The following is a 15717-nucleotide window of genomic DNA, read 5'->3' on the forward strand; positions in this document are numbered from 1 at the left end:
ACGCGCACTGCCCCAACCTGACAAGGTTCGGTAAAGCCCCACCGGAACAACCACAACTCCCGCACCGGGTCCTCCTCGGCCACGGGCCTACGGGCTGTCGCCACGGGAGACCGGTGTCGGCAGTCGCGGCGAGCTGGTCGGTCAGGTGTTCCTCAAGCACTATGCCTCGCGGTGTGAGCCAGTCGATCGTGACCGGCGAGGCGTCATCGAGCCGAATGGCGACGTCCTCAAGGCATGACCGCGCGGAACGCGGGACGTGCGGATGCCCGCAGCGCACGCTGTCTGGGTATTGCAGTGCACTTTGGATCGCCGGCTCAGTCGTGCTCGTCAGCGCAGTTCCCCGTCGCCATGGGGGCCGTCGATCCGAGCCACCAGGGCGGGGCGAGGTGCTCGGCGGACCTCCACGTCGGCGCCCAGCGCAGCCAACGCCGTCCTGATCTCGGCCGGCCGAGGGTGTTCCACCGACAGGGAGCGCAGGGTGAGGCCGACTGGTGCATCGACCGCCGGGTGGCGGGTGCCTCCCCAATTGATCAGGAACGGAATCGGGCCGGCGACCTGAGCATTGGCGGTCGCCCGCCAGTGCAGAAGCCTGCCGGTTGCGTCCTCCCGGTGCCCGTCCATCACTGGGCCGGGGTCGAATCCGTGCGAGCGCGCGTACGTGCGCGCGGCCTCGATGTCTTCGACCGCGATCACCCATCCGACCAGACCGCCCTGGGTGATGCCCTCAACTCCGTAAGGCCGCGGCGTCGCCGGGGCCGGCTGGCGGGGGTCCGGGGCGATGAGCTCCAGGTAGGTCCTCGGCCCCAACGCAAGCAGCTTGTTGTGCGTGCCTCGGCCCGGGTGGTTGCCGCCCCCGCTGGCCTCGACACCGAAGCGGCGATGGATGTCGGCCACAGCAGTGTCGAGGTCGGGATGGGCATAGATGAGGTGATCGATCAGCATGCGCCCTCCACAGCCAGCAACGCGGGTGGGACAGACCCAGCATGCCCGCCACCGCAGGCCCTGTCATCGGCAGATCCGGTAGCTGGAGCGGCGTGCGTCACGGAGGCGCGACCCGGTCTGTTGCGGTGGTCCAGCTCTGGCACTTCCGTGAGCGCCTGCCGCGGTCTCCAACGCTCATACTCGCCGCCATCGCGACGACCCACGCGTGCCCCTCGCGGCGTGACGGCAAAGGACGAAGTCGCTTCCGTCGTACGTCGTCATGCTCGCGTTCTCCTTCACATCAGAATTACCGCTACATACAATGTAGCTTAAATAGATGCGGAGCTATTCCCGGCAGACTGAAGCCATGCCCCACAGCACGACCGGTCGCGGCCGGCCCCGCCTCGAGTCGACCGATCAGCGCATCCTCCAGGCGGCACGCGAGTTGCTTCGCGAGAAGGGGCCCGCCGCGGTGAACATCGATTCGGTCGCGGCCCGGTCCGGCGTGGCCCGCACGACGATCTACCGCCGCTATCGCGGCCGAGATGAACTGATGAACGCGATCCTGGAGCAGCTGATCGACCCCGCTCCCGTGGCACCCGACCTCCCGGTCAGCGAGAAGCTGCGGTGGGTTCTCGACAGGATCAGAGACATCCTGGAGAACCGACTCGGTCCCGGCGCCACCGCGGCCATCATCGCCAACAGCGATCCCGAGTTCACCACCGCAGTTCGCGCACGACTGGCCAACCGGTTGAGTTCGCTCACCGAATTGATGAATCTCGACATCAAGAGTGGCCGACTCCACGCGACCGTGGATCCTGACACGGTCCTTGGCCTACTGATCGGCGCCTACCTCGCAGAGCTTCTCAGGTTCGGCTCGCCGCGCGACGGTTGGATGGACCGCGCCGTGGCACTCCTGACTCCTGCAGTTACGCAGCCCAGAGACTAGAGCCGGCACCGCAGCGGTTCGGTGAGGCCGCGAGTGGGGACGAGCCGCACTTCCAGGAGTACTGCGGAGGCCTGCCACGAGCTGCGCTCCGCGTCGTCACGGTCGCAGGTGTCCGGTCCAACAAGCCAACACCGACATCAGCACGACCATCCCAGTGAGCGTCCGCAGGAGCTGGCGGGAGTGGGCGCAGGTGCGCCTCAGGCCCCTACTTGGCGGAGGGCACTGATTCGCCTACCCCTTTGGGGATCCGGAGGACCATCCAGCTGAAGGCGCCGAGCGCGGGGACGGCTCGCTGATCAGCGGTCGATTCGCTGGATACGCCCCGTCTTCCCTCAGACCTGGATTCTCCTACCCGGCGGGGTGGTGGGGACTCCGGTCAATCCGAACAGACCGGTCAGCACGTCGTCGTACGCCGCGTCGAAGGCGGCGATGCCGTTCTCCTCGAGGGTGCGACCGACGTCGTCCATGTCAATACCCAGCCCCGCCAGCCGAGACATCAGCTCCGAGGCTCGCGGCAGGTCGGTGTCGACGGTCCGGGCCAGTGTGCCGTGATCCTCGAATGCCGTGATCGTTGCCTCTGGCAAGGTCGTGACCGTGTCGAGGCCGATGAGCTCGTCGACGTAGCGTGTGTCGCGAGCCTCTGGACTCTTGTTGGACGTCGAGGCCCACAATGGCCGCTGGACGTCAGCGCCCAACCGACCAAGCCGCTGCCAACGGTCGGTGGAGAATCGGTCGGTGAACAGTTTGTAGGCCAGCTTGGCTTGAGCCACCGCAGCCTGGCCGCGCAGCGCGAGCACCTCCTCAGTCCCCATCGCTTCGAGGCGCCGGTCGACCTCGACATCGACCCGGCTGACGAAGAACGATGCGACGCTGTTGACGGTGGTCGGGTCGCCACCGTTCGCGGTGAACCTCTCCAGCCCGGACTGGTAGGCCTCGATGATCTGAGCGTATCGGGACAGGGAGAACAACAGCGTGACGTTGATGCTACTTCCCTCGGCTGTCAGCGTCTCGAACGCGGTGACGCCTTCGTCGGTGGCCGGAATCTTGACGAGCAGGTTGGGTTGGTTGATCCGCCTGCTGAGCCACCGGGCAGCGGCGATCGTCGCCGGAGCGTCGTGTGCGAGCTCAGGAGACACCTCTACCGAGACGAATCCGTCAGCGGAGTTGCTCGCGTCGAACAGCGGCCGCAGTACGGCGAGGGCTTGACTGGCGTCTTCGATGACGAGCTCCCAGTACGCCTCGTCCACCGAACTGCCGGCCGCGATCAGCTGTGAGAACTGTTCGTCGTAGTCGTGCGACCCGGAGATGCTCCTGGCGAAGATGGTCGGGTTGGCGGTGACACCTCGAATCCCGTCGTCGACCATACGCGCAAGGGTGCCGTCGCGCAGAGAGGCGCGGGTGAGATTGTCCAGCCACGGGCTCTGGCCATAGTCGGCGTAGAGGTGTTCCAGTTTGGTCATCCTGCACCCGGTTTCCCTGGCATCCGCCAGCTGCGGCTATCGAGATGTGATTGGTTACTTGTCCATGTCAAGGAGCAGGTCGTCCCAGTCGATCCGTGCACGACCTACCGCGCTGTCTCCGAGGACGAACCTGCTGGGGTCTCCAGCTGCTCTCGCTCCAGACGCCAGCCACGCTGCCATGCCGTTGGCGGTACGACGCTCGATCTCGTCGAGATACGCCCGACGCTCCTCGACGACCCGCGACCGTTGCGTCGGCGAACTGGCCCTCTGCAAGGCCGAGAAGCTTGCCCGCCAGGCCAGGCAGAGGGCTTCGTCGCTCAGGGCCTCAGGCGCGACGCCAGGCTTGGACGCGTCGTCTGGTCCGATCTCCGGGACGGGGGACATCGCGGTCCTTGACGAGCGCTCGGCACGATGAGGTTGAGCTGCCGGGCCGGCCAGGTGTCCGTGTTCGGTGAGCCAGCGAACGCAGTAGCGAATCGCGTAAGGGGATCCGCCGACGATGATCGCGAGCAGTAGCACCGCTGTCGGAGCGCCTAGCAGCGTACCCAGGCCGACGAAGGAGACCGTGCCAACCCCGGTGAGGACTGTGCTGGCGGCCACTATCCGCCGTCGATCCCGCGGATGCCGGGTGGGACCGTTGGGGTCCGCCAAACTGACCATGGCCACGACAGCCCCCGTGAGGGCCGCGAGGATAAGCATCAGAATGACGCTCGAGAGTGACCAGGCGAGCGCCATGACTGCACCCAGCGCGCCCAGCACACCAGAGAAGAGCACCCAAACGACCCGATAGGCCCTCATGGCGTGTTCTCCCGCACCGTGGCGTCGGGTCGGGGAAAGACTGATTGATCCACGACAACCTCCCTCTCCGTGCAGCTACGACTATGCCGCTGCCGGTCCGGGACGGGTACGGCGTTGATCGGCCAACTGAGGCCGTCCTGATCGCCGAGCCCCGGCAAAGAAGGGCTCCCGCCGGGGCGGCTAGGAGAGGGCATCCGCTCCGCGAGGGAGATCACGCGAGGGCCAGTCGAGCAGGCGCGCGCCCAGAACGGCGATGTGCAGAATGAACCGCTGACCAGGATCACCCGGATCGTGGCCCGTGAGTTCCCTGACCTTTGTCAGCCGGTAGGTGACGGTGCGGACCGACACGTTCAGACGGCGGGCCGCGTCAGTGGCGACTTCGCCGGTCGCGAAGTACGCCTCGAGGGTTCGCAGCAATGGCTCCGCGCCCCCGCGAGCGCCGGTCAACGGGGTGAGCACGGCCTGGATGAGATCGACGATTGCGGCCTGATCGCGGACCAAGACCCTGTAGACGAGCATGTCCTGTGCGTCGACGACAGGAGTGTCGAGTCGCAGCCGGTCAGCCAGCGTCAGCGCCTCCCGCGCCTCTTCATACGAGCGGGCGATGCCGTACGAGCCGGGATAGGGCCGGCCCGTCGAGACGCGCCATTCGCGGCCCGAGCGGTGCCGGATCAACGCGTCGTGTATCAGCGTCCCCACGCCCTGATTGACGGTGCGCGGGGCGGTACTGGGGGTCGTCGCCGGGATCAGCACCACGAGGAGTCCCTCTTTGGTGGCCACGAGCACTTCACGGTCCCCAAATCGGTCGAGGATGAAGGCTTCCAGCATGTTCACGCTGGCGTCGGCCTCGGGGAGACCATCGGCCGGGCGGGCCAGGACAACCTGGTGCGGGCGGCCGAGGTCGAGCCCGAAAGGCTCGGCGCGCTCGACCATTCCGGCGACATCAGGATCGCCGCGCAGCAGGTCGTCGACCAGTTCGCGCCGCAGCGATTCCTCCTGGCGGATCAGGTGCTTGGTGGCGACCTGGTAGCTGTCGACGAGTACGGCGATCGCTTCACCGACAGCGCGGAGTACCGCCTGTGCCGAGGCGCGCACGGTGTCCCGGTCGCGGTACGGCACGACATCAGGAAGGTCCCGCCACATCCGCCAGGCCGCAGACAGATACAGGTCCGCGACCCGTCCGGCCGGGATGCCCTGTTCGGCGGCACGACGACCGAGTTCCCGAACGATCGCCAATTCGTGGTCACGGGGCCGCCTCCCCGAGATGGCGGCGTCCGCGAGGAGGGTGAGGTACTCGACCAGCAGCTCCAGCGGCGCTTCGGAGTCTCCGGCGGCCGCTTGCGCGATCGCCGTCAGCCACGCTTCATCCGCGCTGTTCTCGGCGCCGGAGCCCGGCCACCTCAGCGATCCGGTCTCGCTCATCCCCTCCCCCTCACACTGAATCGACGCAGGTGCTGGGCCGTACTTCAGTAGAGCATCGTTGCCGGGCGTCGGCCATAAGCCCGGTCACAGGTTCGCCGATCGCCGCAGTACGGACGACCATCAACGGGGAGCCGCACCAGCAGTCATCACGAACGTCACGAGACAGGCGGGAGATCTCGGAGGGAAAGAGCGGCCTGGATGAGGGCGGCGTGGGTCAGCGCCTGCGGGTAGTTGCCGAGGTGCGCGCCGGTATCGGGGTCCATCTCTTCGGCGTAGAGGCCCAATGGGCTGGCGCGGTCCATCAGTTCGGTGAACAGATCGACGGCCTCGCGCCCGCGGCCGTCAAGAGCCAACGCGTCAACCAACCAGAAGGAACAGGGCAGGAAGGCGCCTTCGCCGCCTGCCAGTCCGTCTCGACCGGGGGGATATCGGTAGAGCAAGGGACCCCCGGCACCCAGTCGGCTGCGGATGGCGTCCACTGTCCCGCGGACACGCGGCGATCCGCTCTCCTCGAGTCCGATCCGGGGCAGGATGAGGAGGGCAGCGTCGAGCTCTGGCGACCCGTAGCTTCTGGTGTAGCTACCGATACTGGTGTCGAAACCCAGCTTCTTGACCTCGATGCCGATCGCCTCGCGGACGGCCTGCCAGCCTCGTCGCCGGCGGTCGGAGAGCCGGTGCGTCTCGGCGATCCGCAGGGCACTGTCAAGCGCCAGCCATGCCATCAGCTTGGAATGCACATGATGCACCTGGTCGCCGCGGACCTCCCAGATGCCGGCGTCCGGCTCACTCCACCGTCGCGCGACCAGGTCGGCGAATCCTCGCATCGCCCGCCACGTTTCGGAGTACAGCGGATGCCCCGCCTGCACGAGGGTCCAGCCAGCGTTGAGAATCCATCCGTAGCCGTCAAGTTGGTGTTGCTGGGCCGCGTCGTTGCCCACCCGGACCGGGACGCTGCCGGCGTAGCCGGGCCAGTCTCGCAGGCCACGTTCAGGAGGTGCCTGACGACCGTCCAGCGTGAGCAGAACCGGCAGCCGGGGACGTTGCAGGCGACTGGCGTGCAGCAGCCACCACAGGAACCCTCGGGCTTCGTCGACCATGCCGACACCGAGGAACGCCGCGATCCCTATGCTGGCGTCTCGAGGCCAGGCAAAGCGGTAGTCCCAGTTCCGCACCCCGCCGCACTCCTCGGGGAGCGAGGTCGTCGGCGCGGCCACGGGCGCGCCGGAGGGCGAGTACGTCAACAGGCGCAACGTCAGCAGGCTGCGAACGACCTCCTCACGAAACGGCAGTTCCTGGTCGACCTGAGCGGTCCAGTCGCGCCACCGCCCCTCATCGTCGGCGAGAAGCGCCCAGCCTGCGGCAACGTCGACCTGGATCAGCGGTTCCCGGTGGGCGACGGTGAGGACGAACGTGACGGGCCGCTCAGGGGTAACCATGAAGGACGTCGATCTATCGGGCTCGATGGCCGGCACGGCGTCGCAGCTCAGCGACATGGCCAGCGCGCCCCACTCGCAGACGAGATCCTGGCCGCGGCGTCGGCTGCGCGGCCGGCTGTGCTCCTCACCGCGGCGGGGATCGAACTCCGCGAGAGCTTCGACGGCTCCATCCTCGGCGGACAGTCGCCGCACCAGGATCGTCGCGGGCAAGAGGCGTCCGGCTACCTCTGCCACCATCGCCTCGGTCAGGGTCAGCTTGCCGTTGGGGGTGATCCAGGTGGTCTCCAGGGTTGCGGTGTGGTGGCGGTACTTGCGCTCGACAACTGTGCCGGCGGTGGCCGGTCCCACTCGGAATCTTCCTGCGGCGGGCCCGCCGACCAGTCGTCCGAAGATCGGGTCGCCGTCGAAGCGCGGCACGCACAGCCAGTCGAGTGAACCGTCACTGGAGACGAGTGCTGCGGTGCGGGTGTCACCCAGCAGCCCGTAGTCGGCGATCGGCTTCATCTCAACGGGCCTGGAGAAGCAGGCCGAGCACGGCACCGTAGACAACGTGGGCGGCGACGGCTACCGCCGGAGTCTGCACGCCATAGTTGAGGGCGAGCAGACCCGGCGGCTCGAGCACGGCCCTGCTCGCGGGTCCGGCGCGGTGCGACGCCATCCGGGGATGCAAGCCGGGGAGGATTGGGAGCAGTACCATCAGCGCGACCGCGACATGCAGGAGCCCAAGCAGCCCGCCCAGCCACCAGGTGGCTCGATGCAGCAGGGCGAACATGGTCGCGTATCCAAGCGCGAACACCTGGCCGACGACCAGGTGGATGAGGAACCCTGCGACCCGGGCGCGATCGGGGTCCTCCGTCACCAGGGTGCCGAGTACGAGAGGAAGGTCCAGCCTGGTGAGGCCTGCCAGTTGCGCGGTGATCATCACGGCAGTCAGCGCGGAAGTGGCCACCAACCCGAAGACCGCCCATCCGAGCCAGTCCATGACATCGCCGGTCAGACTCGTCGGCTGCGAGAGTGTCGAAGGCGCCGCCAGTCGTTGCCGGTGCAGCGGCTGCTCCGGCGAGAAGAGCGCGGTGGCGACCCCGGATGCCGGCCGCGCACTGCCCCGGCTTCATGACCCACCACGCACCTCCTGCACGAGTGAAACGATCCGCGCATTTATATCGTAACACGATATACTGACTGAGCCGGTCCTTCCGGCGGAATCCCTGAGGACGTGATCACATGCAGCCCGACGCGATGGACGACGCGCAGGTGGCCGAGCCATTGACGAAGGCGGATTTCGAGGCGCTGGCCCGCTTCCGTTTCGGCATCCGCCGCTATCTGCGCTTCAGCGAGCAGACCGTTCGCAGCCATGGGCTGACCCCGCAGCAGTACCAGTTACTGCTGGCACTGAAGGGGTTTCCCGGCCGTGACTGGGCGACCGTGAGCGAACTGGCGGATCGACTTCAACTGCGTCATCACAGCGTTGGTGAACTGGTGAACCGCGCGCAGGCACAAGACCTCCTGACCAGGGCGTCAGATCCGACGGACGCCAGGGTTGTCCGGGTGGAGTTGACGCGGCACGGCGAGCAGGCGTTGGCGCGGCTCAGTGCGCTGCACCGGGACGAGCTTCGACGCATGGGCACCGCACTGGCAGTGCCCGACTGGAGCGACACAGCCGGCGGTGCAGCGTGACGCGCCATACCATCCGGGTCCGCAGGATCTACGATGACGCCTCGGCCGATGACGGCATCCGAGTCCTGGTCGATCGTGTGTGGCCTCGCGGGATCCGCAAGGAGGTGGCCGCCATCGATGAGTGGGCCAAGGACGTCGCGCCCTCCACGGAACTCCGCAAGTGGTACGGCCACGCCCCAGAGAAGTTCGCACAGTTCGAGGCGCGCTATCGCGATGAGCTGGCAACACAGGCCGGACGGAACGCGCTGGACCGCCTGCGCACGCTGGCAAAACGCGATGCCCTGACCTTGGTGACGGCGACCAGGGACGTGGACCACAGCCAGGCGGCAGTCCTGGCCCGCCTGCTGCGGGAGCCACGTTGACCCTTCGCTGCCCGGGCTATTCGGCCAGACCGGGTGGCCGCGGCCACCCTACTGACTGGGGCGACTCCTGATCTGCAGCCCGGCACGGCGACGATGGATGGTCAGGTAGGACAGGCCTTCTTGCCGGCGGTGATGTTGCGGGTCGAGCCGCGGGGCAGCCAGACAAGGTTGCCGTCAGCAAGAGTCTGCTCTCCGTCCAGCGTACCGACGGCGCCGCCGCCGGCGACGACGATGAGTACGACGTCGAGATCCGGCTCGGTGTGGGTCTCCACGCGCTGCCCGGCAGGTAGGTGGATGAGGTTCGCGTCGAGCTGGCGCCCCGGCTCGGCGAGCGTCCACCGGGCACCCGACGGTACGGGCGAATCATCGACGAGTTCGTGCACGTCGACCAGGACCCGCACCGTCGGCTGCTCACCAAGGCGGTCAGCTGGAACAGCGGGCGTGTCCTCAGGCATCAGCGGCGACCCGCCCGATCCGGACTCGCCATCCCTCCGGTCCGGTCTGCAGATACTCCCAGCTGAAGGCGCCCGGGTAAATGGCTTCGCACTCCCTTCACGGTGGGTGCCATCGCACACGACCATCCCCACATCGCGGCGCTACCGGCGCGGGAGCAGGCAGGCTGACCTCCATGACCAGGAATGACCACACGGCCGGCGACCAGCCACGCCGACAGGCGCTGCTCGAAGCCCTGCGAGCCTCCGACGCTCCGCTGGGGGTCACCGAGCTCGCAGAACGGCTCGGCATCCACCCCAACACGGTCCGCTTCCACCTGGACGCGCTGACAGCACAGGGACTGGTCGACCGCAGACTCGAGGAGCCGACCGGGCGGGGCAGACCTCGCACCGTGTACACACCACATCCCGGGATGGACCGTGGCGGTCGGCGTCAGTACCACCTGCTGGCCAAGATCCTGCTCGGCCAGTTGTCCACGACTCCCGACGCGGGCGCGGCAGCTGAGGCCGCGGGCCGCAACTGGGGCGGTTATCTGGTCGAGCACATCCCCCCGTCCCATCAGCCCGGCGCTGACGAGGCCGCCCAGCGGTTGACCGCGATGATGACCGACCTGGGATTCGCCCCGGAACCAGACAGCGACGCAGCCGAGCGCATCAGGCTGCGGCATTGCCCGTTCCTGGAGCTCGCGGAGGAGTACTCGTCCACCTTGTGTCCGCTGCACCTCGGCCTGATGCAAGGTGCGCTCACCGAGATCCGCGCACCGATCACGGCGACCAGCCTCGAGCCGTTCGCCGAGCCCGATGCCTACCGTTCACCTCTCCCCCACCCGCAGCCCCGGCGTGGGCAGCCGTCCACAGCAGCGTCGCAACAGGAGCACATCATGTAGCCACACCCCGGCGCCGGGCACCCATCCCCGGAGGTCCGACGACGGAAGTTCTCGTGGCCGCCACCGTGCAGCCGCGACGACCGCGTCCTCGCCGGTCAGCACCGGCCTCGGTCGACCATGCACCCTGTACTACGTCAGTCTCGAGGCCGCCAAGGTGCTCACATTGCGGCGCTCGGAATCTGCCTCCTCGTGGCCGGGTGACTCGCCGCCGCTACACCATGACGTGCGCGGCCAGAGGCACCGAGGCGTCCGCAAGCCGATCCGGATCCAGCGGTTGCCGGCTGCGGATCAGCTCCTCGACGGGCGCGATGCCGTCGTCCCACAAGTTGACGTGCATCCCTGCCACCACCCGGTCATCGGCCAGCCAGAACGCGTGGAACGCCTGCCCAGCGACATCACCGCGGGTGACGAGACGGTCGTAGCCGTCCGGGCCGATCCAGCCGGAGAACTCCATCCCGACGTCGTACTGGTCGGTGAAGAAGTACGGAAGCTTGTCGTAGGCAACCTGTCGACCGAGCATCGCCTGAGCCGCGACCGGCGCGCCATACAGCGCGTTGGCCCAGTGTTCGGTCCGCAGATGCCTGCCGTAGAAGGGCCGGTAAGAATTCGCGACGTCACCCACCGCATGGACGTCCGGGTCTTGCGTGCACAACATCTCGTCGACGACGATCCCGTTGTCGCAGCTCAAACCTGCATGTTCCGCCAGCTCGATGTTCGGCATCGCGCCGATCCCCACGATGACCGCGTCCGCCGCGAACTCGCTGCCGTCGTCGGTCCGAACACCGCTCACGTGATCGGTGCCCCGGAACTCGGTCACGGTGTGGCTCAACCGCAGGTCGACACCGTGGCGCAGGTGCAGCCCGGCGAAGAACGCGCCCATCTCGCTCCCGAGCGCCGCGAGGAGAGGCGCTGGCTGCGGATCGATGACGGTCACGTCGCAGCCGGACTCCCGGGCCGTGGCGGCGGTCTCCAGACCGATCCACCCGGCGCCAACGACGACGATCCGGCCGCCGGCGCGGATGGTCTCGCGCAACCGGTCGGAATCCTCTACCCGTCGGAGGTAGTGCACGCCCTCGAGGTTCGCGCCCGGCAGCCGGAGTCGGCGCGGCGAAGCACCCGTGGCCAGCAGCAACTTCGCATAGCCGATTCGCTCGCCGGTGTCGAGCTCCACCTGGTGGGCGTCGCGGTCCAGCAACGTGACGCGCCTGCCGAGCAGCAGTTCCACCGAGTGCTCTGCGTACCAGGACTCCTCGTGGACGTAGATCTTCGCTTGTTCATCCTTGCCCAGCAGATAACCCTTGGACAACGGAGGCCGCTCGTAGGGCAGCTCAGTCTCGTCGCCGACCAGGACAATCCTTCCGGCGAAACCCTGTTCCCTCAGGGTCTGAGCCGCCGTCGCTCCCGCCAGGCTCGCGCCGACGATGACGTAGGTGGGCTGGTTGTTCATGATCACCTTCCAGTGACGAAATCTCGGGATGAGGCAGAGCAGCTACTGGCGGATGCTGGGGTGAATCTGTTCAGGGACGGATGCCGGACAGCGCGAAGAACTCGTGGCGGGAGATCGGGCTGTCTCTCAGCAGTCCGTGCAGGGCCGAGGTGACAGTGCGCGAACCCGCGGCACGCACCCCGCGCGAAGACATGCACAGGTGCTCGGCCTCGATCACCACACCAACACCCTTGGGCGTCAGATGTTCCTGCAACCAGTCGGCGACCTGCTTGGTCAACCGCTCCTGGACCTGCAGATCACGAGCGAAGAGCTCGACGACCCGCGCCAGCTTGGACAACCCCAGGATCCGATCGCCGGGCAGGTAGCCGACGTGGGCGACGCCGTGGAACGGCAGCAGGTGGTGTTCGCACAGAGAGTTCACCGGAATGCTTCGGGCCAGCACCAGCTCGTCATAGCCCTCGTCGTTGGGGAAGGTGGTCAACTCGAACGCCGGTGGCGTGAGCAGCTCGGCATACGATTTGGCCACCCGGCGCGGCGTCTCGGCGAGATGCTCGCTGACCGGGTCCTTGCCCAGGGCAATCAGGAGATCAGTGACAGCCTGTTCGGCGGCCACCAGATCGATCTCGCCTCGACCAGGGACAACGCGGAGCCGCTGCCGCTTCAGCGAGTGCTGCACGAATCGGTCCGGCTCCAAGAGAGTCATTGCGGTTCGGTCCTTTCCCGCCCGCTAGGAGCTGTGCCGTGCCGGTGCGTACTTGGTGGCGAGGCGGGCCAGCGCGAGGGCGGCGACCAGGAGCCCGAAGTCGCGCAGGGCGACGTCGTAGAAACCCGAGAGCGTCAGCAGGTTGAGGATGATGCCGGCGAGCCAGGCTGCTACCAGGAGTGCTCCGTAGCGTGGGATCAGGGCGACCGCGATGCCGGCGACGATCTCGATGACTCCTACCACGTACATGGCGTCCTGGCCGGAGCCAGGGACGATGTCGTTGATCCACGGGGCCAGATAGCCGGGCCAGTCGGTGAGCAGGTTGGCGAACTTGTCCAGCCCGAACACGATCGGCGCCACCGTGAAGACGGTTCGCAGCACCAGGAAGGCCTGGTATGCCGGGTCCGACAGCGACCCCCGGCCGGTTGTGCGCGCGGTGCGCCCCTCAGTCGTCATGACTCTCACTCCTTCTAAAATCGATATATCTTGACTTTAGAAGGCGAGAGGTTTTTCGTCAATGGGAGTTGGCTTTAGAATCTAGGTCGTGGACGAGACGAGGGAAGCGCGGATCTTGGCGGTCGCCACGTTGGAAGAACCAACGCGGCGGCGTCTGTACGACCACGTCGTACGGCAGACAGCCGCGGTGACCCGGGACGAAGCGGCCGCGGCGTTGGGCCTGCCGCGTGCCACTGCCGCGTTCCATCTCGACCGGCTTGCCGACGAGGGCCTGCTGGACGTCGTGTATGAGCGTCGCACCGGTCGCTCCGGCCCGGGCGCCGGACGGCCGTCGAAGCTGTATCGGCGTTCGGAGCGGCAGGTCGAGGTGTCCCTGCCGGAACATCGCTACGACCTGGCAGGGCGCCTGCTGGCGGCCGCTATCGAAGACGCCGAAACCACGGGAGAATCGCCACGAGCAGCGCTCAACCGACGTGCTCGGGAAGTGGGCAACGAACTCGCCGCCGCGGCCCAAGCCGCGACCACGGCTGAGAGCGGCCCCGATGTGGTGATGCGCGTCCTCGAAGCGCACGGCTTCGAGCCCCGGGCCGACGAGGACGCGATCGTGCTGGGCAACTGCCCGTTCCACACGCTTGCCAGGCAGCACACCGACCTGGTCTGTGCCATGAACCTCTGCCTGCTCGACGGCCTGCTGGCAGGTCTCGACGCCCCCCAGTTGCAGGCCCGCCTCAAGCCTGAGCCCGGCCACTGCTGCGTCCGCATAGAGCCAGTGCCGACATCCAGCTGATGAGCCCGCCCAGGCCTTACGTCTCCTCCCCTGCGGTCTCGGTAGTCACGTTCTCTTCCAGGTTCTCGACCCGGCCCTGGTCCTCACCGGCGTCGAGGAGGTTGTCGTTCGGCGCCCGGTTGTCCGGGTACTCGGCCAGTGCGAGGTCCGCGTGGTGCAGGTCGAACGCCGGGCTCTCGGACCGGATCCGCGGCAGCCGCTCGAAGTTGTGCCGCGGCGGCGGCGAACTGGTCGCCCACTCCAGCGACCGGCCCCAGCCCCACGGGTCGTCGACACCGACCAGCGGTGCCTTGCGCGACTTGTACACGTTGTAAAGGAACAGCAGCGTCGAGGCACCGAGGATGAAGGCGCCGATGCTGGACACCTGATTCAGCGTGGTGAAGCCCTCGTTCGCACCGTACGACGCGTAGCGCCGCGGCATGCCCTCGACACCGAGCCAGTGCTGCACCAGGAACGTGGTGTGGAACCCGATGAACAGCAGCCAGAAGTGCAGCTTGCCGAGCTTCTCGTCGAGCATCCGGCCGGTCATCTTCGGCCACCAGAAGTAGAACCCGGCGAACATCGCGAAGACCACGGTGCCGAAGACGACGTAATGAAAATGCGCCACCACGAAGTAGGTGTCCGTGACCTGGTAGTCCAGGACCGGCGAGGCCAGGATGACCCCGGTCAGACCGCCGAACAGGAAGGTGGTCATAAAGCCGATCGACCAGAGCATCGGGGTTTCGAGGGACACCGAGCCGCCCCAGATCGTGCCGATCCAGTTGAAGAACTTCACCCCCGTCGGGACCGCGATCAGGAAGGACATGAACGAGAAGAACGGCAGGCTGACCGCGCCGGTGACGAACATGTGGTGGGCCCACACGGTCGCTGACAACGCCGCGATCGCGAGAGTGGCGCCAACCAGGCCCATGTAGCCGAAGACCGGTTTGCGGCTGAACACCGGCAGCACCTCGGTCACGATGCCGAAGAACGGCAACGCGATGATGTAGACCTCGGGATGCCCGAAGAACCAGAACAGGTGCTGCCACAACAACGGCCCGCCGTTGGCCGCGTCGAAGACGTGCGCTCCGAGGATCCTGTCTGCGGCGAGCATCAGGAGCGCGCCGGCCAGGATCGGGAACGCGATCAGCACCAGGATCGAGGTGACCAAGATGTTCCAGACGAAGATCGGCATCCGGAACATCGTCATCCCCGGCGCCCGCATGGTGATGATCGTGGTGACGAAGTTGACCGCACCGAGGATGGTGCCCAGACCGGCCATCCACAGACCCATGATCCACAAATCGCCCCCGACGCCCGGCGAGCGGACCGCGTTCGACAGCGGCGCATAACCAGTCCAGCCGAAGTCCGCGGCGCCTCCGGGGGTGAGGAAGCCACTGAACGCGATGAGACCACCGAAGAGGAACAGCCAGAAGCTGAACATGTTCAGCCGCGGGAACGCGACGTCCGGGGCGCCGATCTGGACCGGCATGATCACGTTGGCGAACCCGACGAACAGCGGCGTCGCGAACAGCAGCAGCATGATCGTGCCGTGCATGGTGAAGAGCTGGTTGTAGACCTCCTCGTTCACGATCTGCAGGCCCGGCTTGGCCAGCTCGGCGCGGATGACCAGCGCCATCACACCGCCGATCAGGAAGAACGCGAACGAGGTGATCAGGTACAGGTGACCGATCAGCTTGTGGTCGGTGCTGGTCAGCCACTTCACGACGGCTGCACCGAGACGGCGGCGCGGACCTGCTGTGGGTTCGGCGGGTCCGGCTCTGCCGGTCAGTGACCAAGGACGGTCCTGGTAGGTGCCGACATGGGCCAGCTGCTCATGCAGCGATTCTTCGTCGGTCTGACTCGTCCCCACGGGCCGGCTCACCAGTTCGCCGGCGGGTCGCTGGCCGGAAACGAATCCTCGCCCCACACATCGACGATGTCCCACCCTGCTGGATCCGGGCGTTGCGATGGCCAGGTC

The 15717-nt window shown here is 67.1% G+C and carries 16 protein-coding genes; 5 read left to right on the top strand and 11 right to left on the bottom strand.

The window, feature by feature from the left end; translation table 11 throughout:
- Positions 1-327: 327 nt before the first annotated feature.
- The gene (locus AB0F43_RS06435) at positions 328-942 is read right to left on the bottom strand and encodes a VOC family protein (protein ID WP_360471448.1); all 615 of its coding nucleotides are present in this window, start codon (positions 940-942) and stop codon (positions 328-330) included.
- Positions 943-1288: 346 nt separating this feature from the next.
- On the opposite strand from AB0F43_RS06435, the gene AB0F43_RS06440 reads away from it, so the two are divergent.
- Positions 1289-1870 (top strand): helix-turn-helix domain-containing protein, encoded by a 582-nt coding sequence (locus AB0F43_RS06440; protein ID WP_360471451.1) that lies wholly within the window; start codon positions 1289-1291, stop codon positions 1868-1870.
- A gap of 332 nt (positions 1871-2202) precedes the next feature.
- Here AB0F43_RS06440 and tal read toward each other — a convergent pair whose 3' ends face one another.
- The 5 genes from tal to AB0F43_RS06465 form a co-directional block, all read right to left on the bottom strand.
- Positions 2203-3330, bottom strand: coding sequence for a transaldolase (gene tal, locus AB0F43_RS06445; protein WP_360471453.1), 1128 nt, complete (start codon positions 3328-3330; stop codon positions 2203-2205).
- A gap of 54 nt (positions 3331-3384) precedes the next feature.
- Positions 3385-4065: a hypothetical protein gene (locus AB0F43_RS06450; RefSeq protein ID WP_360471456.1), complete on the bottom strand. Its 681-nt coding sequence runs from the start codon at positions 4063-4065 to the stop codon at positions 3385-3387.
- A gap of 243 nt (positions 4066-4308) precedes the next feature.
- Positions 4309-5550, bottom strand: a complete 1242-nt coding sequence (locus AB0F43_RS06455) for a helix-turn-helix domain-containing protein (RefSeq protein WP_360471457.1) — start codon at positions 5548-5550, stop codon at positions 4309-4311.
- 155 nt (positions 5551-5705) lie between these two features.
- Positions 5706-7490, bottom strand: coding sequence for a glycoside hydrolase family 15 protein (locus tag AB0F43_RS06460; protein ID WP_360471460.1), 1785 nt, complete (start codon positions 7488-7490; stop codon positions 5706-5708).
- 1 nt (position 7491) lies between these two features.
- Positions 7492-7968, bottom strand: coding sequence for a hypothetical protein (locus AB0F43_RS06465; protein WP_360471463.1), 477 nt, complete (start codon positions 7966-7968; stop codon positions 7492-7494).
- Positions 7969-8210: 242 nt separating this feature from the next.
- On the opposite strand from AB0F43_RS06465, the gene AB0F43_RS06470 reads away from it, so the two are divergent.
- Both AB0F43_RS06470 and AB0F43_RS06475 read left to right on the top strand, forming a co-directional pair.
- Entirely contained in the window at positions 8211-8663 is a 453-nt protein-coding gene (locus AB0F43_RS06470; RefSeq protein WP_360471466.1) for a helix-turn-helix domain-containing protein, read from the top strand.
- Positions 8660-9025: a DUF488 family protein gene (locus AB0F43_RS06475; protein ID WP_360471468.1), complete on the top strand. Its 366-nt coding sequence runs from the start codon at positions 8660-8662 to the stop codon at positions 9023-9025. Before AB0F43_RS06470 ends, AB0F43_RS06475 begins: the two co-directional genes overlap by 4 nt.
- 101 nt (positions 9026-9126) lie before the next feature.
- Here the strand turns inward: AB0F43_RS06475 and AB0F43_RS06480 are convergent, their stop codons facing one another.
- Positions 9127-9480, bottom strand: coding sequence for a hypothetical protein (locus tag AB0F43_RS06480; RefSeq protein ID WP_360471471.1), 354 nt, complete (start codon positions 9478-9480; stop codon positions 9127-9129).
- A gap of 173 nt (positions 9481-9653) precedes the next feature.
- Here AB0F43_RS06480 and AB0F43_RS06485 point away from each other — a divergent pair, with 173 nt between their 5' ends.
- Entirely contained in the window at positions 9654-10364 is a 711-nt protein-coding gene (locus tag AB0F43_RS06485; RefSeq protein WP_360471474.1) for a helix-turn-helix domain-containing protein, read from the top strand.
- Positions 10365-10575: 211 nt separating this feature from the next.
- Here the strand turns inward: AB0F43_RS06485 and AB0F43_RS06490 are convergent, their stop codons facing one another.
- The 3 genes from AB0F43_RS06490 to AB0F43_RS06500 all read right to left on the bottom strand — a co-directional run bounded on the left by AB0F43_RS06490 (position 10576) and on the right by AB0F43_RS06500 (position 12970).
- Positions 10576-11811: an FAD-dependent oxidoreductase gene (locus AB0F43_RS06490; protein WP_360471476.1), complete on the bottom strand. Its 1236-nt coding sequence runs from the start codon at positions 11809-11811 to the stop codon at positions 10576-10578.
- A 70-nt stretch (positions 11812-11881) separates the two neighbouring features.
- Positions 11882-12514, bottom strand: a complete 633-nt coding sequence (gene folE, locus AB0F43_RS06495; RefSeq protein WP_360471479.1) for a GTP cyclohydrolase I FolE — start codon at positions 12512-12514, stop codon at positions 11882-11884.
- Positions 12515-12538: 24 nt separating this feature from the next.
- On the bottom strand, positions 12539-12970 hold the full coding sequence (locus AB0F43_RS06500; RefSeq protein WP_360471481.1) for a DoxX family membrane protein: 432 nt from the start codon (positions 12968-12970) through the stop codon (positions 12539-12541).
- Between the two features lie 88 nt (positions 12971-13058).
- Between AB0F43_RS06500 and AB0F43_RS06505 the strand changes: the two genes are divergently transcribed.
- Positions 13059-13757 carry a helix-turn-helix domain-containing protein gene (locus AB0F43_RS06505; RefSeq protein ID WP_360471484.1) on the top strand — a complete coding sequence of 233 codons (699 nt, stop codon included), beginning with the start codon at positions 13059-13061 and terminating at the stop codon, positions 13755-13757.
- 16 nt (positions 13758-13773) lie between these two features.
- Here the strand turns inward: AB0F43_RS06505 and ctaD are convergent, their stop codons facing one another.
- Positions 13774-15453: a cytochrome c oxidase subunit I gene (ctaD, locus tag AB0F43_RS06510; protein ID WP_360473048.1), complete on the bottom strand. Its 1680-nt coding sequence runs from the start codon at positions 15451-15453 to the stop codon at positions 13774-13776.
- Positions 15454-15717: the final 264 nt, after the last annotated feature.

The organism is Kribbella sp. NPDC023972, from assembly GCF_040639075.1.
Classification (GTDB): domain Bacteria; phylum Actinomycetota; class Actinomycetes; order Propionibacteriales; family Kribbellaceae; genus Kribbella.

Coding starts and splice junctions, on each gene's coding strand:
- AB0F43_RS06470 (WP_360471466.1), top strand. CDS start 8,211: ATGCAGCCCGACGCGATGGACGACGCGCAGGTGGCCGAGCCATTGACG.
- AB0F43_RS06460 (WP_360471460.1), bottom strand. CDS start 7,490: ATGAAGCCGATCGCCGACTACGGGCTGCTGGGTGACACCCGCACCGCA.
- AB0F43_RS06455 (WP_360471457.1), bottom strand. CDS start 5,550: ATGAGCGAGACCGGATCGCTGAGGTGGCCGGGCTCCGGCGCCGAGAAC.
- AB0F43_RS06485 (WP_360471474.1), top strand. CDS start 9,654: ATGACCAGGAATGACCACACGGCCGGCGACCAGCCACGCCGACAGGCG.
- AB0F43_RS06480 (WP_360471471.1), bottom strand. CDS start 9,480: ATGCCTGAGGACACGCCCGCTGTTCCAGCTGACCGCCTTGGTGAGCAG.
- AB0F43_RS06490 (WP_360471476.1), bottom strand. CDS start 11,811: ATGAACAACCAGCCCACCTACGTCATCGTCGGCGCGAGCCTGGCGGGA.
- AB0F43_RS06450 (WP_360471456.1), bottom strand. CDS start 4,065: ATGGCGCTCGCCTGGTCACTCTCGAGCGTCATTCTGATGCTTATCCTC.
- tal (WP_360471453.1), bottom strand. CDS start 3,330: ATGACCAAACTGGAACACCTCTACGCCGACTATGGCCAGAGCCCGTGG.
- folE (WP_360471479.1), bottom strand. CDS start 12,514: ATGACTCTCTTGGAGCCGGACCGATTCGTGCAGCACTCGCTGAAGCGG.
- AB0F43_RS06465 (WP_360471463.1), bottom strand. CDS start 7,968: ATGGACTGGCTCGGATGGGCGGTCTTCGGGTTGGTGGCCACTTCCGCG.
- AB0F43_RS06500 (WP_360471481.1), bottom strand. CDS start 12,970: ATGACGACTGAGGGGCGCACCGCGCGCACAACCGGCCGGGGGTCGCTG.
- AB0F43_RS06440 (WP_360471451.1), top strand. CDS start 1,289: ATGCCCCACAGCACGACCGGTCGCGGCCGGCCCCGCCTCGAGTCGACC.
- AB0F43_RS06435 (WP_360471448.1), bottom strand. CDS start 942: ATGCTGATCGATCACCTCATCTATGCCCATCCCGACCTCGACACTGCT.